The sequence below is a fragment of the Streptomyces sp. MUSC 14 genome, from assembly GCF_001866675.1.
Taxonomy (GTDB): Bacteria; Actinomycetota; Actinomycetes; order Streptomycetales; family Streptomycetaceae; genus Streptomyces.
The window spans coordinates 1-23,041 of sequence record NZ_MLYN01000033.1 but is presented as its reverse complement, the minus strand read 5'-3'; the positions used below and the strand labels follow the sequence as shown (position 1 = coordinate 23,041).

Genomic DNA, 23,041 nt, shown 5'->3' with positions numbered 1-23,041 from the left:
CGCTGCGCGCCGAACTCGTCCAGGACAACCCGGTAGAGCCGGGCCCAGACCCGATCCCGGCTCCATTGCGCAAACCTGCGGCGGACCGTCTGCCAGCGGTCACCGAAGACCGGGGTCCTCGGGCGGGAGGCCTCAGTCGCTGTGGGCGACCGGCTCGGGACCGGTGTCGAGCGCGTCGAGCACCGCGTCGCCGTTCGCTCTCGCCCACTCGGCCAGCATGTGAATCGGATCGATCAGCGGCGCCCCGAGCGGGGTGCGTTCGTACTCGACGCGGGGCGGCACCTCGTCGCAGACGTGGCGGCGGACGCGTCCGTGCGCCTCAGGCCGTAGGAGCGGCTGGGTGAGCATCTTGCGGGAGATACCGCCGATCAGCTCGACCACCGGACGCGCCGGACAGCCGGTGAGAAAGAGACACCGGGACTGGGACCGCAGACCGCTCTCGGTGCCAAAGGTACCTGCGCCGAAGGTACCTGCCGGTTCCTGTCGGAAACCTAGCCTGGGTTCTCTTCCCCTCCCGAGCCAGGAGAGTCATGCGAGTCATCACCCAGCGGACGCTCGGCGGTCCCGAAGTACTCACCGTCGTGGACGCGCCCGAGCCCCAGCCCCTCCCGACCGAAGTCCTCGTCCGCGTCAGGGCGATCGGGCTGAACCCGCTGGAGGCGCGCCTGCGCGCCGGCGAGTTCCCGCTCGTCGGCCCGCCGCCGTTCGTCCTCGGCTGGGACATCAGCGGCGTGGTCGAACAGGCGCCGCAGACATGGCGGTTCAGGCCCGGCGACGAGGTGTTCGGGATGCCGCTGTTCCCACGGGCGGCGAGCGCGTACGCCGAGGTCGTGTCGGCGCCGGCGTTGCACCTGGCACGCAAGCCGGCGTCGCTCTCGCATGTCGAGGCATCGGCGCTGCCGGTCGTCGGGCTGACGGCGTGGCAGGGCCTCGTCGACCTCGGCGGCGTGCGGGAGGGCGACCGCGTCCTGGTCCACGGCGGCGGTGGCGGGGTCGGCCACGTCGCGATCCAGATCGCGAAAGCGCTCGGCGCGTACGTGATCGCGACCGCGAGCGGGAGCAAGCGGACGTTCGTCGAGGGGTTCGGCGCCGACGAGGTGATCGACTACACGGCGGTCGACTTCGCCGAGGCCGTCCGCGACATCGACGTCGTGCTCGACACGGTCGGCGGCGACACCGTCGAGCGGTCGCTGGACGTGCTCCGCGCGGGCGGTCACCTGGTGACGGCGGTCGCCGAGGAGGATGCGGAACTCATCGCCAGGTACGAGGCGGCCGGCATGCGCTTCAGCGGCATCGCGGTCGACCCCGATCCGGTCGCCCTGCGAGGTCTCGCCGAACTCGTCGAACAGGGCAGGCTCCGGGTCCACGTGCAGGAGACGTTCCCGTTCGAACGCGTCGCCGACGCGCACCGGCTGCTCGACGACGGTCACCTCCAGGGCAAGCTCGTCCTCACCCTCTGACCCCGACGTGGGGCCTCGCGTGAGCGAAGGGGGTCCTGTGCGGGGCGCCGGCCCACTGCCCAGGCGTGATCAGCAGTGCCGGAGGCCGCAGCCCGCCCTCACCGGCCAGGTGGATGTTTGTGCTCAGCCCGCCGCGTGAACTGCCGACGGCTTCATCAGGGCGATGACGGGCGGGCACCGGCACCATGCTGGTGAGCGCGGGACACGGTGGAGTCCACACTCATCTCGGACCAGTCGATGCGACTTCCCCGTCGGCCTCGGCCTGGCGGGCCTGCGGAATCCTGTCCCACGTGCGGTCTGCCGACCACCGGCGGTGCCTGTCATGACCGTCTCCCACGTCCTGAACCGAGCCGGCAGGTCCCGCAGCGGGTCGCCGGTGCGTTGACGGAACAGGGTCCCGTTGATCACCTGACGGTGGTTCTTCCAACACCCGCTGCGTCCAACGTGCTTCGGCACATGAGGCCTCGGACGGGCCCACTCCTCTCTCACCAGTCGGCGTGCGCCGTGATCCATGAGACGAGGGCGTCCTCGTCACCGGCGGGCGGCAGGTCGGGGCCGCTGCCGAGCGGGCTGCAGGACAGACGCAGGTGGGTGAGATAGCCGTACGGGCCGTTGTCCACCGCCGGGCCGAGGATCAGGGCCTGGGTGGCGGTGCGCCAGATGCGATGGGTCAGCGCCGGACCGGCGGCCACCGCCGCGGAAGCGAACGTCCGCTCCGGGGCCGTGCCCAGATGCTCGGTCACCGCGCGTGCGGCCTGCGCGAGCACGGCCTCGCAGTTCTGGTCGGTGGACGGCCTCCGGCACGTCCAGCCGGGCAGTCCCTGCCAGCCCTCGACACAGCCGTTGAGCCACTCCTCGTTCCGCATGTCCTCGTCGTGGGGATCGACGGGGTAGATCTCGCCGAAGACGAGGAAGGACCGTGCGTCCTGCTCTCCGAACGGGCTGGCGTACTCGCTGCACAGCACGTGCCCGTGCCGGGTGCGGAAGGAGTCGCAGACCACGTGTTCCCATTCCCACCCGCGCCGCCGCAGTTCCTCCTCGACGGCGTCGACGTCGTCGGGCACGGTGGACTCGTCCGGCAGCGCGAGGAGTTCCGCGACGGCTTCGGTGGTCAAGGGGCGCTGAACGAGGGCATGTACGGGTGACGGCATGCGAACCATGGTAGAAGTCGGCACGTCGCGGGAGGCGTGCGGCTGGAGGCGGTCGTCGACCGGCACCGCGAGCGCTCGGAGGAGGTGCCGCACGGGTACGGTCGGGATGCGCGCCCGCCGAACGGCCGATGCGCCCTGGCCGGCCGGCCCGAACGCCTCGTGCCGTGCGAGTGGTCCGAGAGCACCCCGCTCCCCCTGGACGCGCGGTGGGACAGCGATCTGGAGGACGTACTGCTGGACGACCTCGCTTCCGCGTGGAGTGCCGGCCATCACCGGTGACCCCCGCGGCACAGCGTTGTTCAGCGCCCCCCCTGCACGGCGTGTGCTCCGCCTGGGCGGCCCGGCTGCCGGCCGCTGCGGCGTGGTGGACCAGGCACAGCCGCGGCTTCTGCTGGGCGACCGAGCCGAGGACCAGATGCGGTTCACCGGCTTATGGGTCGCGACGGTGGCTCCTGGCCGGCCTTCGTCGAGCATGAGCTGCACGACGGTGCGTGGAATCCGCGTGGGCCGCCGACCATCCGCCGCGATCCGCTCCCATCCGCGACCACCACGCACAGCCGTGCACACCACGCGTTGCCAGGCCGGGGACTTCCACAGGCAGCCCCTCTGGCTCACCGTAGTGGAGCCGGGCTTCTTACCGAGGCCCCTTATGGTGCGCTGGCATGACGCGCACACGGCTCTACCGCAACGGCTCCCTGATCCTGGAGGACTTTCCGACCGCTGACATCTCGGAATACGTGAACGATCCGGACGTGGCAGTCTGGCTCGACCTCTGTGATCCGTGCTCCGCCGACTTCGCGATGATCAGCGAGGAGTTCGGTCTGCATGAGCTTGCGGTGGAGGACGCGCGTCAAGAACACCAGCGGCCCAAGCTGGACCGTTACCGTACCCACGCCTTCCTCAGCGCCTACGCCATCAGCACGGACAAGACCACCGGACAACTCACCGCAAGCGAATTGTCCGTATTCATAACGCCTACGGCATTGATTACCATTCGCCCTGATCATCGGTTCGACATGGAGAAGGTCGTCGAACGCTGGGACAACAACAGCGATCTCGCCAAGTACGGAGTGGGATTCCTGCTGCACGGACTGCTCGATCACATAGTCGACGGACACTTCGCCGCAGTGCAGGACCTCGACGACCGTATCGAAGCAGTGGAGGATCTACTCTTCGACGAGGGGCGCGAGCAGATGGACTCCGTCCAGCGGGACTCCTATGCGCTGCGCAAGAACCTGACCAGGCTTCGCCGCGTGGTGTTGCCGATGCGGGAGGTCGTCAACAGCCTGCTCCGGCGCGACCTGCACGTCGTCGCCGAGCCCTTGCTCCCCTATTACCAGGACGTGTACGACCACGTCCTTCGGGCCACCGAGTGGACCGAGTCGCTGCGGGACATGATCACGTCCATCATGGAGACCAATCTCACCGTTCAGGGCAATCGCATGAACCTGATCATGAAGAAGGTCACCAGCTGGGCATCGATCGTGGCCGTGCCCACGGCCGTCACCGGTTTCTACGGACAGAATGTTCCCTATCCGGGTGTCAACACCCATGTCGGCTTCCTCACCTCCACCGGCGTCATGGTCGTCGCATCCGCGCTGCTCTACTGGGTCTTCAAGCGTAAGGACTGGATATGACCCCATGAGGCGACGACGGAATACGCCGGGGAGGTCTCGCCCAAGCCGGATGGAGACGGGATGACACCCAGGCCTGTCACCTGCCTCTGCCCAGCCGGACCTCGCCGCGACGAAGACAGACCTGACGGAGTCCGTGCCGTGAGGCGTTCGGCGTTGCCGGCCGGAGCGGTAGCCGCCAACATGTTGGGCAAGGCGGTCGGCCCGCCTGTCCATGTGTGCGGTGTGCCGAGGGGGGCTGCGTGGCGTCCTGGCCGCGGAGTGTCGCCGACCAGACGTCGACGATCTGACGGTGACGGCGCTGACCGCGCAGTTGCCCGACGCGGTACCCGCGGACCGGGCGGGCACCGCGACCGCACAGCTCAGCACCGGCCGTCAGGCCGGCGGTGTCCAAGGAAAACCGTTGGCCGGCCCGACGTGCCTCAGACATGATCCGCTCGTGGACACCTATCTGGAGACCGAGCGCCTGGCTCTGCGCCGCTTCACCGCCGATGACGCGGACCTGCTCATCGAGCTGGACAGCGACCCGGCGGTCATGCGCTACCTGACCGGCGGAAACCCGACCGCGCCGGAGGCCGTCCGCGAGCGCCATCTGCCGAACATCCTCGCCGGCTACGAGAAGTGGGGCGGCGACCTCGGGCTGTTCGCGGCGCACGAGAAGGACGGCGGCGCGTTCATCGGCTGGTTCATCCTGCGTCCCGAGCCGGACGGCCCGCTGGACGAGGTCGAACTCGGCTACCGGCTGCGGCAGGCCGCTTGGGGCAAGGGGTACGCCACCGAGGGCTCACGGGCCCTGGTGGGCAAGGCGTTCACGGAGCTCGGGGTGCACATGGTCTGGGCTGAGACGATGTCCGTGAACCACGGTTCGCGCAACGTGATGGAGAAGCTCGACATGACGCGCGCGGACACCATCCCCACTCCCCCCGACATGGAGATGATCGAGGGCTCCGAGTTCGGAGGCGTACGGTACGAGATCACCAGCGAGCAGTGGGCGCAGCAGTAGCCACAGCGCGAACAGCCGCTCCGCATCACGCCCACCGGAACCCGCAGTTGGACGGCGGGCGTCGTACCAGGCCGCACGCGGGGTCGCACGGACTGCACGCGGCGGGCTGAGTACGATCTCCACCTGGCCGGTGAGGGCGGGCTGCGGCGTCGGGAGATCAAACACACCCTTCCCGAGCGCCACGACCAGCGGACCCACCGCCAGAGCAGTGGCAGCAAGGAGGCCGACCCACCGGCTTTCGCGCTGCGCCCGCAGAGACGAAGTCGAGCGGACAATCAATTCATGACGAGCCGGACAGTCCTCACCGCGTTGTCGGCAGGCCGAGGTCGGCGGCGTTCATGAAGTCGAGCATCTTCCGGTTGGTCAGCTCCGCGTGGTCGATCTGCGGGCCGTGGCCGGTCCGGGAGATGATCTCGGCTCTCGCGCCGGGTATCAGCCGGGGCACGCGTTCCACCTGCCGGTCGGGGTGGACCAAGAGGCTGCGCCTGCCGAGCACCAGGTACAACGGCTTGCGGATGGAGCACAGTTCGGCCTCGGTGAGCGGCTCCGGCACCGGCCGGCGGATGCGGTAGGCGCGTACGCCGGTGCGGATCATGGTGCGAAGTTCGGGCACGACGAGGACGGGTTGTTCCAGCCAGGACGCGAGACGTGGCCTCAGCGCCTTGGGGGCGAAGGTGGCGAACAGGCTGGCGAAGATCCACACGAAGAAACGCGGTCCCACCTTCTCCAGGCCACCGGGGTCGAGCAGCGTGACCGAGGCGAGGCGGTCCGGTGCGCGGTACGCCTGGTTCAGGACGAGCCAGCCGCCGTACGACGAGCCGAGCAGGTGCGCATGGTCGAGCCCGAGGGCGGCGAGTGTCTCGTCCAGCCACTGCGCGGCGCGCTCGGGCTCGTGGATGGGCGCGCGCTGCACGCTGCGGCCCGGGTCGCCGGGGGTGTCGATGGCGTAGACGGGCCGTTCGGCGCTGAGGGCCGGAGTGTTCGGATACCACATGGCGGAGCAGGAGCCGGCTCCGTGGACGAGGACGAGGGGGACGCGCTCGCGGGCGGCCGGGTCCTCGGGGTCGTAGCGGTAGACGTGCGTTGTCCCGAAAGAGGTCTCCACGTCCTGCTGCCAGGACGCCGGCGCGCCCAGCGCGTAGACCGCGTCGCAGACCGCGAAGTAGCGATCGCGCCAGGCGTCGCTGACAAAGCGGCCGACATCGGGCTGGGAACGGGCTGTTGTGGACTCGGGCACGGCCACCTCCTGGGCAGTCGGTCTTTGTGATACGAACGTACCACAAAAGTGGTACAGCTGTATCATCAAAAATTCGCGACATGATCCGAAGAGCGGAGAGCCGAAACCATGCCCAAGCGCGTGGATCACGCAGAGCGGCGCAGCGAGATCGCGCAGGCCCTTGTCCGTGCCGCCGGACGGCTCGGGCTGCATGCGGTAGGGATGCGCGACGTGGCGGCCGAGGCAGGCGTCTCGCTGCGGGTGGTGCAGTACTACTTCGAGTCCAAGGAGAAACTGCTCCTCTTCGGACTGCAGCATCTGGCCGGCAGATTCGGGGAACGGGTGACCAACCGGGTCCGCGCCGCCGGTGACAACCCAGGGCCACGAGCGGTGATCGAGGCAGTGCTGACGGCAGCCCTGCCGGTCGACGAGGAGAGCCGCCTGTTCCATCACCTCTACACTTCGTACGCCGTACTGTCGGTCACCGACGAGGCCCTCGCGGCCCAGCCGTTCATCAAGGATCCCGACGCCGCCGAAATCACCCTCATCGGGTTGCTGCAGCAGGCGGACGACGCCGGCCTCCTCCAAGCCGGTACGGACACCCGCACCGAAGCGGTCGGCTTGCTGGCCATGTCCGCAGGGCTCGGCACCAGCGTCCTCGTGGGCCAGCGCGACGCCGAATCCGCCGCGGCCGTCCTCCGCTACCACCTGGACCGCATCTTCCGGACCTGACGCAGGGACGCCAGCACCTCGACGCCGGGACATCCGCGTGAAGTCCTCGTCCCGCCGGTCGTGTCGCCCTGAGCCTCCGCCACGCCCACGAGACATAGGCGGAGGATGCCGCGAAGTGGCCTCTGCGTCACGCGAGTTGCGGGGCTTGTCGGTCACACGACCTGTCGGACACCCTGAGTTGAGAGCCGTCCCGTTACTCCTGGTCATAGTGGACGAGGAGCGCCAGACGACGATCAGCCGAACAGGAGCTCGACGTCCTTCTCGACACAGAGCCGCAGAACGACCACCAACCGGCCGACGTCGTCGACGTGCCGTTGGAGGAGGGGGTCGGTGCTACTCCCTTGCTGCTGATCGGCGAGCTCCTGCAGGCGGGGCAGGATCGCGGCGCACTCGGCCGGTGCGAGGTCGGGACCTGCGTCGTCGGCATGCTTGAGGAGTGCCGCCAGGGTGGTGCAGACGTCGCTCCAGGGACGCTGTCCACCGAAGCCGTACATCTCGTCGAGAGTGAACCCCTCGGCCTGCGCCAGCCACCGCCGGAACGCCCCGAAGCCGGTGCAGGACCAGGAAACATCCGGGCTGCTGGTGTCGTCGTCTCCGGGGAACAGAACGAGCCCCACGATGTCCTCCTCACCGACCGAACACACAGGATCGGTCGCAGGGAAGGGCGGCGGCAACCGAAATGACCGCCCGGCGGCGGATGTCGTCACGGCGCCTGAACCGCCCCGGTCGAGGGTCATGTCATCTGGCGATCCTGCACGGTGATCACTACCGGATGCCGTTGAGGGCAAGGGCCGTGCGGGCGACGTCGCCGATCCGGCTGGGGCTGAGCGTGACGTACTGCAGAGTGCGCCATCGCCGCTTGAGCTCGGCGGCGGTGCTCTCGCCGAGGGCCTGCAGGCCCTCGGCCGCCGCCTTGTGGAGGGTAGACAGGGCGTGGATGCGGGCGGCGGGGTGCCGTCCGGAGCGGACAGGAAATGGATGCTGCCGCCGAACGCCTTGTGCTTCTGGCCGATCCACAGGTCGTTGCCGCTCGATCAGACTGCCGTCGAGGATGGCGTGTTTCATGGCCTCGCGCCGACAGCGGGCCAGGACGTCGTGCAGGTCGATGCCCTCGTTCAGGTAGCGGCAGCCAGTGGCCTGGGAGATGCCGGCGTCGCGGGCCAGGCAGTGCACGCAGTCGCGCGCGGAACCGGCGCAGTACCAGAATCGCCTGCCGGAAAGGCCAGAGCTCACGCAGGCGTCTTGGGGTGCCTATGCACCGCCGGTGGACGGCCAGCAGGCCGGCGAGGTACTCCACCTACCAGGGGCTTCACCGCCGCCCATGACCGGGGCGTCGTGCAGCAAGGCCGCTCAGAGCGCGACGAGACCTGCCGTTGTCGCTTTGAACCCGCAGGCGTCGATACAGAACGACCGTAGGTCGTCCTCGAAGTCGACGTGAAGCCATGCGCATCCGACGTCGCGGGCATGCCGGGCGGCCTCGGCGATGAGTGTGGACGAAGCCGACGAGGATGGTTGAAGCCTTCTGCATGCAGCGCATTGACCGCAACGTTGTCGAAGCCGCCCCGCCACTCATAGGTGATCGTCATGGCGCGAGCGTAGACCGTCACCCTCCCCCGATCCCCGCTCGAAGGCAGGCCCGGAAGTGATCGCCGTTGAGACTGAACCGACGGTTCAGGCGCCCGACCGCGATCCGGCTTGCATAGTTTGCACCCCTGGGCTTGTCACCGGCGAACAGCACGTCGGTCCGTCCTCCGGGCCGGGCGCCAGGCATCCAGGCTCGTGTGCACCTCGCAGTGAATGTGCGGGCAGAGCGCCGTCGTACCGGGTGACCTATGTGTCCTCGGCAAATATGCGGTCCAGGAAGCGGTCAGGACGGTTGACGAACGCGCGGGTCAGGGCGACAGGCTCGGCCTGTTCGTATGCCACCTGCTCGATGGTGCCGCCGGTTTCGATCTGCAGGATCCGCGCGCCGGGCATGGCCAGCAGGATCGGCGAATGCGTGGCCACCACGAACTGGCACCCTTGTCGGAGAAGTTCCCGGATCCGGACCATCATCGCCAGGCATCCCTGCACCGACAGAGCCGCCTCCGGTTCGTCCAGCAGGTAGAGACCGTTCGGGCCGAAACGGTGGTACACCAGGTCCAGGAACGACTGGCCGTGGGAGCGTTCGTGCGGGGACCGACCGCCGTAGGCGCGCAGTAGTTCCCCGGAGCCTTCGTCCAGGCGCTCGATCTCCGTGGCCACGTTGTAGTAGCTCTCCGCGCGCAGGAAGAATCCCGTGCGCGGCCTGCGGTTCCAGCACAGCGTCAAGTGATCACCCAGGTCGGACTCGGAGGCCCGGCTGGCGAACCGGAACGACCGTGAACCGCCCTCAGCGTTGAACCCTGCGGCCGTGGCCAGTGCTTCGATCAAAGTGGACTTGCCCGAACCGTTGTCGCCGACCAGAAACGTCACTCCGGGATCGAGATCGAGTCTTCCCATGCGGGCGAGGTGGGTGACGACCGGGAGGCTGAAGGGATAGCGATCGGTGCCCACACCTGCATCGAGCTCGACATGCCGGACAAAGCCCTGGCCATGGCGAGTCATCGGCCGCCCCTCCTCGGCCGGTCCGGTGCAGCACCATCTGTAGGAGTCATGCCCTGACCATAGATCCAGGCACTGACATTCATGGGGGTACGTAGGCCTGAACCCCGGTAGTGACGTGCCATGGGGCAATGGATCCGCAGCCGAGGGGCGAGTGCGCCGCGCCAACTCTCAGGGGTGGTCGCGAGCGGCGCCGGCACCCCCTTCATGCCCGAGCCGGCGCGCCTTGTGCAGCGGCTGGCGCAGGCCCTCGGCCAGCGGAACCCGCGCCCCCTCCCCTAGGTGCACATACAAGGAGACGCACGTACAGCCCCAGCGCCTCCAACTCCACCCGGTACAGCTCGATCAGCATCTCCCCGGTGACCGCGCTCAAGTGCCGCGGCGCAGACGCGGAGCCGGCGTGGGCCCGGGTCAGGACGTCGTGACCCTGCGCGGACAAGCGGGCCGCCAACCGAGTGGGCCGGTCCGTGTACCCGGACAACTCGTCCCGGCTCTCCCCGCCGGCCGGCCCTGCCAGTCCCGCTCCAGGAGCTGCCTCCCTGGGGCCTGTGCCGGTCCGCTCTTTCCTGGCGGCAGCGACGACCAGGACGACGGCGTCGGTGGCATCGGGAGGGGCGGGCATGCCGATGATGTGTAAGGCGCGGTGGGTGCGAGTCGACGACACGAAGCCGCCACGTGGCGGTCGGCATCCGGTCTGGTCGGCGGTAACAGCAACCCCGCCCTTCGCCGCGCAGTCGTGCACGCTGACAGCTGGTACGGCTGCGACATCCCTGCGGCCGAGGACCCGCGCGCACCGCGGTTCCCGCCGACGAGTGCGCCCGTCACGGCCGCGCCCCGGACCAGGTCACCGTCGCCGTCGCGCTGAGCGACGGAACCCCGGAGCACGTGCCCGCCCTCGCCACCGCGGGCATCAGCGAACCCGTCGTCGGCGGCGCGCCCCGCCTTCTCCTGAGGCAGCCGCCGCCTGGGTCGCGAAGCTCGCCCGGACATGGATCCACACCGGTCGTTGGCCAAGGACGGCCGGTCTCGCCAGGTACGCGGGCGCAGTGCGCGGCTCGTCAGGCGGTACTGGTGAAGGCGCCGCCCGAGGAGTCCTCCGTGTAGTACGCCGGTCTGGCGCCACCTGGCGGGTTCTCGATGCGGGCGCCGGCCCGTGAGTGCGGTTGCCACCGCTGCCATGGGCGGAGCTTGTCCGGGTTGCGCACCGCCCAGATGTGCGTGATCCGCTCGTCGTCGGCGACCGCGAACGCGAACACCGTCTCGATCCGGTCCTGGTTCTCGACCACCAGACCCGGCAGCCCGTTGACCGTGCGTTCGAGGATCGCACGGGGCGGAGCGAACCGGGCGATCGTGCGGTAGAGGTGCGCGATCTGCTCCGCGCCCTCGATCGGCAGCAGGTGGGCGACGGCGCGGCCCCCACCGTCGGCGATCGCAGTGGCGCCAGGGTCGAGCAGGCTGAGCAGAGCCTCGATGTCCTGCGCCTCCCAGGCCGCCTGGAACCGCCGGACGACGCTCGCCTGCCGGACCGCGTTCGGGCTCGACTCGGCCCGCGCGGCGACGATACGACGGCGGGCCGAAGACGCGAGCTGACGGCACGCCGCCGGGCTGCGGCCGACGATGTCGGCCACCTCGGCGAACGGGTAGCGGAAGATGTCGTGCAGCACGAACGCGACGCGCTGGGCCGGGGTCATCGACTCGAACACGACGAGGAAGGCCATGGTCACCGACTCGTCGAGGGTGATCCGGTCGGCCGGGTCCGCTCCGGCGCCACTGCCCGCCCCGGAGATCCACTCTGTCGGGGCGGGCAGGGGTTCCGGGATCCATTCTCCGACGTAGGTCTCCCGCCGGGCGCGCGCCGAACCGAGCAGGTTCAGACAGATGCGGCTGGCCGCCTTGGTCAGCCACGCGCCCGGGGACTCGACGGCCTCCTGCTGCGCCCGGGACATCGCGTACCAGCGGGTGTAGGTCTCCTGGACGACGTCCTCCGCGTCGGCCAGGGACCCGAGCAGCCGGTAGGCGAGATTGAGCAGTTGTCGCCGCTCGCTCATGATCACGCGCAGGCCCGGGTCCCGCTGCTCGTCCGCATGCCGCTGTGCCTGTTCCGACGGGGTGGTCATACGCTCTCCGGCTCCCTCGTTCGCGTTCCCTCTCCGTTACGACAAATCAGAGCGGCGGATCGTGAGGTCGCCCGCTCGCCTCACATTCGGCGGGGCTGCGTTGTCGGACTGGTGAAGAGGAACACACCATCCACAGGACGGGACGCTGAGCATGAACGACTTCCAGGAGATCGCCGACCGCGTCGAGATCGAGGCGTTGCGCGGCGAGTTCACCGACGCGGCGATGATGCGCGACCGGGCCCGTCTCGCCGCGCTCTTCACCCCGATCGGCGTTCTGCGCATGCCCAACGTCCCGGTCGAGCTCATCGGACGGGAGGAGATCAGGACCGGCGGCGAACGCCTGCAGAGCCAGTGGGACTTCTTCGTGCAGAACAGCCACCCGGGCATGATCCGGATCGACGGCGACACCGCCACCGGTCGCACCTACATGCAGGAGATCGCGCGTCTCCTCGACGGCCGCTCGGGGCTGAACTTCGCCATCTACCACGACACCTACCGGCGCACTCCGCAGGGATGGAAGTTCGCCGAGCGGGTCTACGAGGTCCGGTACGTCGACACCACCCCGCTGGAGGGCTCGGCGCCCGGCCCCGGCACTCAGGCGCACGGCTCGGGTACGACCGGGGCAGCCGACGACTTCAGCGAACCGGCGTCTGCCGAGCACTTGGACCGGGCGGTCGGGACGCTGCAGGCGAACGGCTTTGCCGCCGAACTGCTCGACGACGCCGCGGCGGCCCGCGCCCGCGTCAAGGATCTGATCCCCGAGGGCGCGAGTGTGTTCACCGGGGCCAGCGAGACGCTTCGGCTCTCCGGCATCGCGCAGGACATCGAGACGGGCGCCCGATACCAGGCCGTTCGGCCGCGCGTACTGGAGATGGACCGTACCACCGAGTTCGACCAGATCCGCCGGTTGGTGGCCACCCCCGACGTCTTCGTCGCCAGCGTCGCGGCCGTCACCGAGACCGGTTCGCTCGTCATCGCCTCGGGCAGCGGCAGCCAGCTGCCCGCCTCCGCCGGCGGCGCCGCAAAGGCGATCTGGGTCGTCGGGGCGCAGAAGGTGGTGCCCGACCTGAGCAGCGCCCTGCGCCGGATCGAGGAGTACGCCCTTCCGTTGGAGTCCGCGCGGTCCCGCGCGGTCTACGGGCGACCGAGTGCCGTCAACCGTCTGCTCGTCCTCAACGCCGAGCCCCAGCCCGGGCGCGGCACCGTCCTGCTGCTGCGTGAGGCCATCGGATTCTGACGTCGCGCGTGACGAGTACGTCGGATCGCCACGGGGCCCTGCCTGGTGTGACTACTGTCGCGTCCGGCTGATCGATTCAGGATGTCGGCCGGCGGACGCTTCTCCCCCGGCGTCTCCACGAGGAGCACGCCGTTGGTCACGGCGACACCGCCGGTTCCGGGCACACCGAGGACGGGACGGCGTACCCGCACGGGTACTGGAGATGTCAGCACAGGACCCGAGGCGGCAGCGCCCGCCGGTCCTTGCCAGGGGTCGATGCCCTTGGCCGTCTCCCGCCCCGCATTTGCCTGTCGGAGCCTGCTCTTTCGCGGGGGTCGTCCCACCACGAGCCGGGAACTACCCGGTGACGGGGGGCAGTTCCGCCGGCCCTGCGCCAGGCCGCCGGTCCGCCGGGCGCGCGGGCGGAATCGGGCCGCCGGGAAAGTCGCGGGGACCGGTCCACAGTGCGGGTACGGCGTCGCAGCGGCGGCACAGCTCGTAGGCGATCGCCTCGTAGTTGACCCGCCAGCCTTGGAAGTGCGGCCAGGCCTCCTTGGACGACCGCTCGGCGTGGAACCCAGCAGACTCCAGCATGTCCACGGCCGCGTCGAACTCGGCGAAGGTGAGCCGGATCGTCGCGTCCGGCGACGGGTCCGCCTCGAAGGGGATACGCAGGGCGCGGGCGATGTCGCGCAGGGCGGTGAAGCCGGCTCGCAGCACCAAGCGGGCCTCCGGCGGGGCGATCCGCGGGTCCAGGGCCAGCTGCATCGCCGCCGCGTCCATCACCGCGATCAACCCGACCAGCCAACTGCGGTGCGGACGCGGGGAGCGGAAGGTCAACAGGACGGGATACGTCGAGTGGCTCTCGCCCATGTCCGCGGCGAGGCGCTCCCAGGCCCGGTACAGCGCCGGCAGCGCGGTCTCGGTGTCCACGAGCCACTGCCGGGCGAGGATCTCAGGCCCCCACGCCGGCTCGCCGGCCCTCGCCTGGAGCAGGGTGACCTCCAGTTCGCGGCGGTTGTAGGCGGCGTAGAGGGTGGGCAGGTAGGCGATCTGGAGGGCGATCAGGACCGGACCGGTGGCCGCCGCGATGAAGTCGAGCACCGACAGTTTCAACCGGGCTCCGCCGGCGAAGCCGAGCGTGAACAGGCTGGACCCCGCTTCCCGGAACGCGGTGGTCCAGGACAGCGGGGACAGCGAGTACAGCAGGAGGCCGAAGCCGAGCAGCGCGCCGGCGAGCCAGCTGGTGAGCATGCCGATGAGCATCAGCGGGGCGAGCCAGGTCTGGCCGCGGTCCATCGCGTCGTAGCCGCCTCGGAGGGCTGTGAGCCGCAGGAGTCTGCGCAGGCTCCACCACAGGCGAAAGACCAGCGCGGAGTAGAGGCCCCGGGGTACCACGAGTGTGCGCAGGATGCTGCTCAGGACCAGGATGAGGATCAGGGCCCCGGTCGCGCCGGAGATGTATTCCATGGGCCTATATTCGCGCTTGAGGGGTGGGTGATCAGCTTGGTGCGTGTCGTCGGCGGCAGTGCCGACACATGGTCCGCATGCCCCGGCGTCGTCGTCATACCGCGCGATCAGCCGCTGGATCAGCCGCAGCACGGGCACTCGGCCGGTGAGCGGAGCACTGCGGTGTGGCAGGTCAAGCAGACCGGCCCGATCGGCCGACGAGGTGCTGACCGGCTTGGTACGGCCGCAGCGGGCGCACAGCCCGCCGGCTCGCCGGTGCGGCGATGCCGGCAGCAGGTGGCGCAGACGAGAGGGCCGTATCGGCCGTACGGCACCGGGACGACACGGGGCCGGACCTTGGAAACCCGCAGGTCGGGCTTGATACCGCCGGGGGTCTCGACGTCGTCGCGGACCAGGTTGGAGGCCAGTTCGTACTCACCGCCGGCCACGGCGACGAAACACCGCAGCACCTGCACCTCCACGGAATTCGAGCCACTGAGGCATGGAATGGTGCGTATCAAGGCGGCGTAGCACGACGCGTGAAACGAGCCACCACAACCCTGGAGGACAAGACAGGGCTGCGTCCGGTCGTCCGCCATCCCGCACACCTCACGGAGGCGATGATGAACACTCGGTGGAACGCACGGGAGAACCGGTTCGAGACCTCCACGCGAGGCCGCGCCGTACTGGCCGATCCCCGGCTGAACCGGGGCACGGCCTTCACCGGACAAGAGCGCCGGGACCTGAGTCTGAACGGCCTGATCCCGCCCCGCGTCCTGACCCTCGACCAGCAGGCCGAGCGCGCCTACGCCCAGTACGTCGCCCAGCCGACCGACCTGGCCAAGCACGTCAACCTGACCGCCCTGCACGACCGGAACGAGGTCCTGTTCTACCGGCTCTTGAGCGACCACCTCGCCGAGATGCTCCCCATCGTCTACACACCGACGGTCGGCACCGCCATCGAGCGGTACAGCAACGAGTACCGGCGCCCCCGCGGCATCTACCTGTCGGTCGACGCGCCCGAGGACATGGAACGCGCGCTCCGCGCCTCGGGGCTGACGGCCGAGGACGTCGACCTCGTCGTGGCCACCGACGGCGAAGCCATCCTGGGCATCGGCGACTGGGGTGTCGGCGGCATCGACATCTCAGTGGGCAAACTCGCCGTGTACACGGCCGCGGCGGGCATCGACCCGGCGCGCACCCTGGCCGTCGTCCTCGACGTCGGCACCAACCGCGAGCAACTCCTCGACGACCCGCTGTACCTGGGCAATCGTCACCCCCGCGTGGACACGGAGACATACGACGCCTTCATCGAAAGGTACGTCACCACAACAGAGCGCCTGTTCGCCGGGGCCCTGCTGCACTTCGAGGACTTCGGGCCGGCCAACGCGCGCCGCATCCTCGACCGCTACCGCGGCGAGCACTTCGTCTTCAACGACGACATCCAGGGCACGGGCGCGGTCAACCTAGCCGCCGTGCTGTCCGGCGTACGGGCCAGCGCAGTGCCGTTGCCCGAGCATCGCGTCGTCGTCTTCGGCGCCGGTACGGCGGGGATGGGCATCGCCGACCAGCTGCGGGACGCCATGACCGCCGCAGGCCTGACCCGCGAATCAGCCACCGGACGGATCTGGGCCGTGGACCGCTACGGGCTGATCAGCCACGGCCAGAAGGAGCTGCGGGACTTCCAGCTCCCCTACGCCCGGCCCGCCGAGGAGGTCGCCGAATGGCAGCGCGACGACCAGGTCGGAGGCATCTCCCTGGAGGAAGTCGTCCGCCGGGTCAGGCCCACCGTCCTGATCGGGACCTCCGGCCAGGGCGGCGCGTTCACCGAGACCGTCGTGCGGGAAATGGCCGCGCACACCGAACGCCCGATCATCCTGCCGATGTCCAACCCGACCCGGCTGGCCGAGGCCGTGCCCTCCGAACTGCTGGACTGGACGGACGGCCGCGCTCTCGTCGCCACCGGCAGCCCGTTCGGCCCGGTCACCGTCGGCGGGATCACCTACGAGATCGGCCAGGCCAACAACGCGCTGGTCTTCCCCGGCCTGGGCCTGGGTGCCGTCGTCGCCCGCGCCACCCGGGTCACCGACGCCATGCTCTCCGCCGCGGCCCACGCCGTCGCCCACCAGGTCGACCCCACCACTCCCGGGGCTTCGCTGCTGCCGCTCACGACAGAACTGCGCCGGACGTCAGCCGCGGTGGCGGTCGCCGTGGCCCGCGCCGCGGCCGCGGACGGAGTGGCCGGACAGACCGTGTACGACACCATCGAGGAGCGCGTGCACCAGGCGATGTGGGAGCCGGTCTACCGGCCGGTCGTCGCGGTCTGACGGGCCGGCACGGGCAGCACGGTCGACATGCCGAGAAGCAAGCGCCTCGTGGAGAAGGCTGCGCGCGGGCAGGTGTCGCGCGCCACGGTCTACCGACGCTGACGCGATGTCGGTGGCCGCGTTGGATGGGAGGCGCGACGGTCACCCGCTTCACCCGCGGGCAGAGGCACGGCCTGACGGCGGCCTGGAGGGCGAACTCGCGCACCGTCCAGGACCAAGTCGACCAGACGGGGGACCAAGGTCTCTTCCAGTGGCTCACCGGTCAGCAGGACCCGCGCCAGCAGGGGGCTCGTGATGGCCTCCACGAGCAGGTGCGCGTCGGTGTCAGCGGGCAGTTCCCCCCGCTGACACCCTGCCGGACCAGGATCTCCGCACGCTCCAGCCGGGCGCTCCAGTAGGAGCGCCCGGCCTTCTTCCAGGTCGTTCTCTCCGCGCACCGTACCGAGGTGCAGCAGCGCAGCACCCGCCGGCGTCGCGAGGTATCGGGCCAGCGCCGTGAACAACACGGTCAGATCCGTGTGCACGTCGCCCGTGTCGGGGGTCGGCAGGGCGTGGTCGGAATGGCTGGCCAGCGCGTCGAAGATGAGGTTCTCGCGGGTACCCCAGCGTCGACAGACAGACGTTTCGTGGACGCCGGCCGCGCGCGCGACGGCGGCCAAGGTGGTCGCGGGCAACCCTTCCGGATGCCAGCAGCTCGGCGGTGGCGGCCAGGACGGCCTGCCGCATCCGTTCGCCGCGACGCCTGAGCGGTGGCGCCTCCTTCTCACCCGTCTTGACACAGAGCGTGACGCAGGTGCAGTTGCGATATGTGACCGACGGACGTAGCTTACAAAGCAAGGCGACTTGCGATAGCTGCATAGCTCGCAACCAGGGGTCGGGGTGTGACGGGGCGGGCAGCAGGCCGGTGATCGCGTCGGTCAGCGACGTTGCCAGGTGCTGCCACGAGGGACGGAGCGTGTCCGCACTCTCGGCCAGGGCGCGCTCCCGTTCGGCGCAGGTGTGCACGATCAGCAGCCGTGCGATGTCACCGCGCTCGTGACGCGCGGGCCTCGGCAACTCCGGTAGGCGGCGACCGAGTTCGTGCAGGGCTCGACGCAGTGGCGGCCGGTCGGCGACCGCCTCGCTGACGACCGCGCACAGGACGGGGTCGGTCATCACCCGGGCGGCGAAGCGTGCGTACCAGGAGGGCGTGCCGGGCGAGGCCAGGTACTCGGTGACCGGCCGCACCAGGCGGCCGGCCCAGTCCCGGACGTCGTCGCTGCCCGCGATCTCCGCCAGCAGTCGCTCCCGGGTGCGCTCGACGGGCTCTGCGCTCCGGTCGATCATCGTGCGGATCAGGCCGGCCTTGCCGCCGAAGTGGTAGCCCACCGCTGCGTTGTTGCCCTGCCCTGCCGCCTCGCTGACCTGACGGCTCGACACCGCCGCCGGACCGTGCACCGCGAAGAGCCGCTCGGCGGCGTCCGTGATCGCCTCGCGGGTCTCGCCGGCCCGCTCGGTGCGGAGGGTCCGGGCCGAGCGCACGCTTCCACCGCCCATGGTCACCACCGCACCGGAAGCTCGCTCAGCGGCATCGTGATGAGACCCTCGGCACGGTGCAACTCGTCGGGATCTACGGCCAGTTCGAGGGCGGGAAGGCGGCGCAGCAGCACGCCGAGCACGGTCTGCATCTAGGCGCGGGCGAGCGGCTGGCCGAGGCAGGAGTGCGGCCCGGCACCGAAGGCGGGGTGGGCGTTGGGCGTGCGGCCCAGGTCCATGTCCTCGGCGCCGGCGAAGGTGCCGGTGTCACGGTTGGCCGCGGCCATGCTGCACACCACGGTGGTGCCCTGGGCCGGCACGGCTCCGCTCGGCACCTCGGTGTCCTCATGGACGTAGCGGACCATGCCGAAGCCGGTGCAGGGCTCGAGGCGGAGCACCTCCTCCCCAGCTGAGCGGATCAGCGAGCGATCGTCCAGCAGACGTTCCCGACGGCTGCGGTCGGCGAGCAGCACGCCCGCCATGGTGGTGATGGGGCCGGCGGTGGTCTCGTGCCCGGCCGGCAGCAGCGCCTGCCCCGTGGCGGCGAGAGCCGGCTCGGGCATCGGGCGGCCCTCGGCGTCGGTGGCCGCGATCAGCTGGCTGATCAGGTCGTCCTGCGGTTCCCTCCGCTTCTCGGCGACCAGGGCGGCCATGTACTCGGCAAAGTCGCGGTGCGCTGCCGCCATCTCGGCGGCGGTGCACTTGGAGAGGTTGAGGAACGTGTCGGACCAGTTCTTGAAGTCGTCCCGGTCGCTCTCCGGGACGCCGAGCATGTCGCAGATGACGTACACCGGCAGCGGGAAGGCCAGGTGCCGTACCAGGTCGGCCGGCCGACCATGCTCCAGCATGCCGTCGATGAGCCGGTCGGTCATCGCCTCGATCCTGGGCACCAGCGCCTGCATGCGCATGGCGGTGAACCACTTGCCGGCCATCCGCCGCCAGGCCGCCGGGCGAACGGGCGGGGCCATCGGACCGCTCGCGCCCCGCCCCGCGGCCCCACGTCACCCGAGCCGAGCGACGTCCGAGCCGACGAACGGAGCGGAAACGCTGTTGTCGTCCACCTCCGAGCCAGGCGTCGGCGCGAGCGGCACGATCGCCGGTCAACGACCGAGCCCATCTCAGCGGCCCCGCCTTCCGCGAACCGGCACAGAACCGACTCCTGCCGAAACCGGTGCCGGTGCCGGTGCCGTCGGGCCGTGTCCCTCGTGGTGATGGAGCCGATCACGGTCTGTCGGCTCCGCTTCGGAGCCGTCCGGTGCCTGCCACCGCGGGCTTCCTGGCGATCGCCGCTGGTCACGGCTCGGCGAACCCCAACAGCGTTTCCAGGGAGGGCGATTCGATCCGTGACCTGGGGATTCCGCCACCCTGATCGACTACACCACCAGAAGGGAAACCATCGGCCGTCGTCGGCCGCAGGCGGCTCCCGTTCGCGAGAACGAACTTGGTGCCACCCCCTTGCGGGGTGTCATGTACGGGTCCAGACTCCGGCGTGCGAACACGCGTGCACCTTGCGCGAACGTCCTTCACCCCCACCGCCGGATCCCCGCCGGCTGTCTGAAGGGATGTTCAGTGTCACGCTCCACAACCGGCGGAAGATCCTCAACACCGCCTTCACCCGGCCTACGGCGACAGCCGGCGCACCCCGGCGGCAGCCGCGAGGCGGGAGCGACGCCATTCCCCCCCGCCCCAAGGGCGCTGTCAGCACGCCCAGCCGCCTCACGTGGCCGCTGCCCGGGGTGCGCCTCCGCGCTGATCCGCCATCACAGCGGCGCTCGCGTCAACGGCCGCGAACGACACGCCTTTCGCCGGCCCGTCGTGCAGCCCACCCGCACTGTGCCCGCGACACCTGACAGCACCTGACGCGCCTCCGCCATGCCGCGTCACCGCCGCTTCTGCCACCTCCACCGACAGCCCTCGCGATTCCACACACCGCAGGAGAGACATGTCCAGACAGGCAAGACGAAGAATCCCCGTACTCATCGGGACGCTGACCGCGGCGATGGCCTTCGCCGCCCCCGCCTTCGGCACCCCGTCGACCTCCCCCACCGCCTCAGCGGTCCCCCAGGCCACTGCCCCCACCCTGGCCCAGGTCAGCAGCGACCCGTACTCCGACTCGCAGGCCCAGCACGCCACCGAGGTCGAGCCGGACACCTACAGCTACGGCAGCACCGTCGTCGCCGGCTTCCAGGTCGGGCGGGTCTCCGGCGGCGGGGCCTCCAACATCGGGTGGGCGACCTCCACCGACAGCGGGCAGACCTGGACGCACGGCTTCCTGCCCAGCTCCACCACGAACACCGGCGGCCCGTACTCCGCCGCCAGTGACGCCTCCGTGGCCTATGACGCCAAGGACGGTGTGTGGATGATCTCCTGGCTGGGCATCGGCTCCGGAAACGACGTCGATGTGGACCTGAGCCGTTCCACGGACGGCGGCCACACCTGGAGCGCCCCGGTCACCGTCTCCACCGGCACCTTCGACGACAAGAACTGGACGGCCTGCGACAACCACTCCTCCAGCCCGTACTACGGCCACTGCTACACCGAATACGACGACGCCGACGCCGGCGACGCCGAGCACATGAAGACCTCGACCGACGGCGGCGCGACCTGGGGCACACAGCAGAGCCCGGCCGACAGCCCGAGCGGGCTCGGCGGGCAGCCGGTCGTGCAGCCCGACGGCACCGTCGTCGTCCCCTTCTCCTCCGGCAGCGAGGACAGCGAGCGAGCCTTCATCTCCGCGAACGGCGGGGGGAGTTGGGGCTCCAGCGTTCAGATCGCCACCGTCTCGCACCACCCGGTCGCCGGGCTGGAGGACGACGCCGCCGACATGTCACGGCTGGACACGCTGCGCGAAGGACCTCTGCCGTCCGCCGAGATCGACGCCTCCGGCAAGGTCTACGTGGTCTGGTCCGACTGCCGCTTCCGCACCAACTGCACCAGCAACGACATCATCATGTCGACCTCCACGAACGGCACCTCGTGGAGCTCACCGGCCCGCGTGCCCATCGACGCCGCCAACAGCCCGGCCGACCATTTCGTGCCCGGCATCGGTGTGGACCCCAGCAGCTCCGGCAACACCGCGCGCCTCGGGCTGGCGTACTACTACTACCCGAACGCCTCCTGCACGGACACCACCTGCCAGCTCGACGCCGGCTACGTCTCCTCCGCCGACGGCGGCGCCACGTGGTCGGCACCAACCCAACTCGCCGGCCCCATGACCCTGGCCTGGCTGCCGAACACCACGCAAGGCCGGATGTTCGGCGACTACATATCGACCTCCGTGCTGTCCGGGGGCAACGCCGTCACCGTGCTCCCCATCGCCCACGCCCCCAGCGGCAGCACCTTCGACGTGGCGATGTACGCGCCGACCGGCGGCCTGCCCATCGGCACCGGACAGCCGGGCGGCAACACCGTCACCGTCACCGCCCCGGGCGACCAGACCGGCACCGTCGGCACCACCGCGAGCCTGCAGATCACCGCGGCCGACTCCTCCTCGTCCGCCAGGCTCACCTACAGCGCGACCGGCCTGCCCCCCGGACTCGCCATCGCTTCCGGCACCGGCCTGATCTCCGGCACACCCACCACCGCCGGCACCTATCACGTGACCGCCACCGCCACCGACGACACAGGCGTCGCCGGCTCCACCACCTTCACCTGGACCGTCAACCCCGCCGGCGGCGGCACCTGCACCGGCACAGGCCAGAAATTCGGCAACCCGGGCTTCGAATCCGGCAACACGACATGGTCCGCCAGCTCGGGCGTCATCGGCCAGTACGGCTCACAGGGCGAGCCCCCGCACAGTGGCACATGGGACGCATGGCTGGACGGCTACGGCAGCTCCCACACCGACACCCTCTCGCAGCCCGTGACCATCCCGACCGGCTGCAGAGCCACTCTCAGTTTCTACCTCCACATCGACACCGCCGAGACGACCACCTCCACCGCGTACGACACACTCACCGTCAAAGCAGGCACCACCACGCTGGCGACCTACTCCAACCTCAACGCCACCACCGGCTACACCCAGAAGACCCTCGACGTCTCCTCCCTCGCCGGACAGAACGTCACCATCACCTTCACCGGCACCGAGGACCAGTCCCTCCAGACCTCATTCGTCCTCGACGACACCACCCTCACGGTCAGCTGACCCCTCAACCAAACCCGAAGGGAGCCCGGCCTCCCGGCCGCGCCCCCGACACAGTCTCCTGGGTCACGACCGCCACCGTCACTGACCTGGGGGTGCGTGACACGAGGCGGGCGGGGCGTGCGTCTCGGTGCGTGTGCAGGGGGCAAACGCGGCTCGTACAGTGCCGATCTCACCCGTTCGGCGGTTGGGAAACGCCGGGAAACAAGCCACTGGCGAGGACGCGGGCAGGCGGGCCCGGCGGGCGCCCTCGAAGCTGAAACCCCAGGTGGGGACCCCTGCGGAGCGAAACGACGCCGCCCGGACACCAGGGTGTGACACCTGGAGTCCGGGCCCGGTGATGCGTGCATGGCGCATGTCTTGTCAGACAATGGTGAGGCATGGGGTCCCCGGCCCGATTGCGGCAGGCCGGGGCCCCATATCACGCGGTCGGTTTCGGATCAGTCGTCCCAACCGCCCTCGTCCCCGCCGCCCTCGCCACGGCCGCCCTCGCCACG

19 protein-coding genes and 4 pseudogenes are annotated in these 23,041 nt (G+C 70.0%); 9 read left to right on the top strand and 14 right to left on the bottom strand.

Going from position 1 to position 23,041, the window contains the following annotated elements:
• Positions 1-132: 132 nt before the first annotated feature.
• The gene (locus tag BIV25_RS21090; protein ID WP_256255967.1) at positions 133-432 is read right to left on the bottom strand and encodes a helix-turn-helix domain-containing protein; all 300 of its coding nucleotides are present in this window, start codon (positions 430-432) and stop codon (positions 133-135) included.
• 98 nt (positions 433-530) lie between these two features.
• Between BIV25_RS21090 and BIV25_RS21085 the strand changes: the two genes are divergently transcribed.
• Complete coding sequence (locus BIV25_RS21085) at positions 531-1,460, top strand: NADP-dependent oxidoreductase (RefSeq protein WP_071373923.1); 930 nt, start codon at positions 531-533, stop codon at positions 1,458-1,460.
• Between the two features lie 40 nt (positions 1,461-1,500).
• On the opposite strand, the pseudogene BIV25_RS47270 reads toward BIV25_RS21085, so the two are convergent.
• Positions 1,501-1,973, bottom strand: a pseudogene (locus BIV25_RS47270) (IS5 family transposase); the annotation flags it as partial.
• Positions 1,946-2,611 carry a hypothetical protein gene (locus tag BIV25_RS52960; protein ID WP_256255953.1) on the bottom strand — a complete coding sequence of 222 codons (666 nt, stop codon included), beginning with the start codon at positions 2,609-2,611 and terminating at the stop codon, positions 1,946-1,948. The gene BIV25_RS52960 and the pseudogene BIV25_RS47270, both read right to left, overlap by 28 nt.
• 36 nt (positions 2,612-2,647) lie before the next feature.
• On the opposite strand from BIV25_RS52960, the gene BIV25_RS21075 reads away from it, so the two are divergent.
• The 4 genes and pseudogenes from BIV25_RS21075 to BIV25_RS54460 all read left to right on the top strand — a co-directional run.
• Positions 2,648-2,890, top strand: coding sequence for a hypothetical protein (locus BIV25_RS21075; protein WP_071373922.1), 243 nt, complete (start codon positions 2,648-2,650; stop codon positions 2,888-2,890).
• Positions 2,891-3,273: 383 nt separating this feature from the next.
• Positions 3,274-4,248 (top strand): magnesium transporter CorA family protein, encoded by a 975-nt coding sequence (locus BIV25_RS21070; protein WP_071373921.1) that lies wholly within the window; start codon positions 3,274-3,276, stop codon positions 4,246-4,248.
• Between the two features lie 436 nt (positions 4,249-4,684).
• Positions 4,685-5,248: a GNAT family N-acetyltransferase gene (locus BIV25_RS21065; protein ID WP_071373985.1), complete on the top strand. Its 564-nt coding sequence runs from the start codon at positions 4,685-4,687 to the stop codon at positions 5,246-5,248.
• Positions 5,249-5,389: 141 nt separating this feature from the next.
• A pseudogene (locus BIV25_RS54460) lies at positions 5,390-5,528 on the top strand (IS5/IS1182 family transposase); the annotation flags it as partial.
• A 21-nt stretch (positions 5,529-5,549) separates the two neighbouring features.
• Here the strand turns inward: BIV25_RS54460 and BIV25_RS21060 are convergent.
• A complete protein-coding gene (locus BIV25_RS21060) occupies positions 5,550-6,485 on the bottom strand; it encodes an alpha/beta fold hydrolase (protein ID WP_079176779.1) in 936 nt (311 codons plus the stop codon).
• A gap of 108 nt (positions 6,486-6,593) precedes the next feature.
• On the opposite strand from BIV25_RS21060, the gene BIV25_RS21055 reads away from it, so the two are divergent.
• Positions 6,594-7,196 (top strand): TetR/AcrR family transcriptional regulator, encoded by a 603-nt coding sequence (locus BIV25_RS21055; protein ID WP_071373919.1) that lies wholly within the window; start codon positions 6,594-6,596, stop codon positions 7,194-7,196.
• Positions 7,197-7,429: 233 nt separating this feature from the next.
• Here the strand turns inward: BIV25_RS21055 and BIV25_RS21050 are convergent, their stop codons facing one another.
• From BIV25_RS21050 to sigJ, 5 genes and pseudogenes are all read right to left on the bottom strand, one after another.
• Positions 7,430-7,813, bottom strand: a complete 384-nt coding sequence (locus BIV25_RS21050; RefSeq protein WP_071373984.1) for a hypothetical protein — start codon at positions 7,811-7,813, stop codon at positions 7,430-7,432.
• A 148-nt stretch (positions 7,814-7,961) separates the two neighbouring features.
• Positions 7,962-8,429 (bottom strand): hypothetical protein, encoded by a 468-nt coding sequence (locus BIV25_RS21045; protein ID WP_177235354.1) that lies wholly within the window; start codon positions 8,427-8,429, stop codon positions 7,962-7,964.
• A 117-nt stretch (positions 8,430-8,546) separates the two neighbouring features.
• Positions 8,547-8,782: pseudogene (locus BIV25_RS52955) on the bottom strand (hypothetical protein).
• Positions 8,783-9,026: 244 nt separating this feature from the next.
• Complete coding sequence (locus tag BIV25_RS21040) at positions 9,027-9,782, bottom strand: AAA family ATPase (RefSeq protein ID WP_079176778.1); 756 nt, start codon at positions 9,780-9,782, stop codon at positions 9,027-9,029.
• Between the two features lie 1,055 nt (positions 9,783-10,837).
• Positions 10,838-11,896, bottom strand: a complete 1,059-nt coding sequence (gene sigJ, locus BIV25_RS21035) for an RNA polymerase sigma factor SigJ (RefSeq protein ID WP_079176777.1) — start codon at positions 11,894-11,896, stop codon at positions 10,838-10,840.
• Between the two features lie 151 nt (positions 11,897-12,047).
• Here sigJ and BIV25_RS47260 point away from each other — a divergent pair, with 151 nt between their 5' ends.
• Positions 12,048-13,133, top strand: coding sequence for an LUD domain-containing protein (locus BIV25_RS47260; RefSeq protein WP_079176776.1), 1,086 nt, complete (start codon positions 12,048-12,050; stop codon positions 13,131-13,133).
• Positions 13,134-13,469: 336 nt separating this feature from the next.
• Here BIV25_RS47260 and BIV25_RS21020 read toward each other — a convergent pair whose 3' ends face one another.
• Positions 13,470-14,582, bottom strand: coding sequence for a hypothetical protein (locus tag BIV25_RS21020; protein WP_071373916.1), 1,113 nt, complete (start codon positions 14,580-14,582; stop codon positions 13,470-13,472).
• A 602-nt stretch (positions 14,583-15,184) separates the two neighbouring features.
• Here BIV25_RS21020 and BIV25_RS21010 point away from each other — a divergent pair.
• Entirely contained in the window at positions 15,185-16,888 is a 1,704-nt protein-coding gene (locus BIV25_RS21010; protein ID WP_071373982.1) for an NAD-dependent malic enzyme, read from the top strand.
• 89 nt (positions 16,889-16,977) lie between these two features.
• Here BIV25_RS21010 and BIV25_RS51170 read toward each other — a convergent pair whose 3' ends face one another.
• From BIV25_RS51170 to BIV25_RS21000, 4 genes and pseudogenes are all read right to left on the bottom strand, one after another.
• The gene (locus tag BIV25_RS51170; RefSeq protein WP_256255950.1) at positions 16,978-17,562 is read right to left on the bottom strand and encodes a TetR-like C-terminal domain-containing protein; all 585 of its coding nucleotides are present in this window, start codon (positions 17,560-17,562) and stop codon (positions 16,978-16,980) included.
• Positions 17,563-18,229: 667 nt separating this feature from the next.
• Positions 18,230-18,424, bottom strand: a pseudogene (locus BIV25_RS54455) (TetR family transcriptional regulator); the annotation flags it as partial.
• Positions 18,425-18,426: 2 nt separating this feature from the next.
• A complete protein-coding gene (locus BIV25_RS52950) occupies positions 18,427-18,555 on the bottom strand; it encodes a hypothetical protein (RefSeq protein WP_256255949.1) in 129 nt (42 codons plus the stop codon).
• Positions 18,556-19,371: a cytochrome P450 gene (locus BIV25_RS21000; protein ID WP_071373913.1), complete on the bottom strand. Its 816-nt coding sequence runs from the start codon at positions 19,369-19,371 to the stop codon at positions 18,556-18,558. It lies immediately after the preceding gene.
• Between the two features lie 974 nt (positions 19,372-20,345).
• On the opposite strand from BIV25_RS21000, the gene BIV25_RS20995 reads away from it, so the two are divergent.
• Positions 20,346-22,547, top strand: a complete 2,202-nt coding sequence (locus tag BIV25_RS20995) for a putative Ig domain-containing protein (protein WP_071373912.1) — start codon at positions 20,346-20,348, stop codon at positions 22,545-22,547.
• Positions 22,548-23,041 lie beyond the last annotated feature (494 nt).

Coding starts and splice junctions, on each gene's coding strand:
- BIV25_RS21085 (WP_071373923.1), top strand. CDS start 531: ATGCGAGTCATCACCCAGCGGACGCTCGGCGGTCCCGAAGTACTCACC.
- BIV25_RS52960 (WP_256255953.1), bottom strand. CDS start 2,611: ATGCCGTCACCCGTACATGCCCTCGTTCAGCGCCCCTTGACCACCGAA.
- BIV25_RS21070 (WP_071373921.1), top strand. CDS start 3,274: ATGACGCGCACACGGCTCTACCGCAACGGCTCCCTGATCCTGGAGGAC.
- BIV25_RS21055 (WP_071373919.1), top strand. CDS start 6,594: ATGCCCAAGCGCGTGGATCACGCAGAGCGGCGCAGCGAGATCGCGCAG.
- BIV25_RS21040 (WP_079176778.1), bottom strand. CDS start 9,782: ATGACTCGCCATGGCCAGGGCTTTGTCCGGCATGTCGAGCTCGATGCA.
- sigJ (WP_079176777.1), bottom strand. CDS start 11,896: ATGACCACCCCGTCGGAACAGGCACAGCGGCATGCGGACGAGCAGCGG.
- BIV25_RS47260 (WP_079176776.1), top strand. CDS start 12,048: ATGAACGACTTCCAGGAGATCGCCGACCGCGTCGAGATCGAGGCGTTG.
- BIV25_RS21020 (WP_071373916.1), bottom strand. CDS start 14,582: ATGGAATACATCTCCGGCGCGACCGGGGCCCTGATCCTCATCCTGGTC.
- BIV25_RS21010 (WP_071373982.1), top strand. CDS start 15,185: ATGAACACTCGGTGGAACGCACGGGAGAACCGGTTCGAGACCTCCACG.
- BIV25_RS52950 (WP_256255949.1), bottom strand. CDS start 18,555: ATGCAGACCGTGCTCGGCGTGCTGCTGCGCCGCCTTCCCGCCCTCGAA.
- BIV25_RS21000 (WP_071373913.1), bottom strand. CDS start 19,371: ATGGCCCCGCCCGTTCGCCCGGCGGCCTGGCGGCGGATGGCCGGCAAG.
- BIV25_RS20995 (WP_071373912.1), top strand. CDS start 20,346: ATGTCCAGACAGGCAAGACGAAGAATCCCCGTACTCATCGGGACGCTG.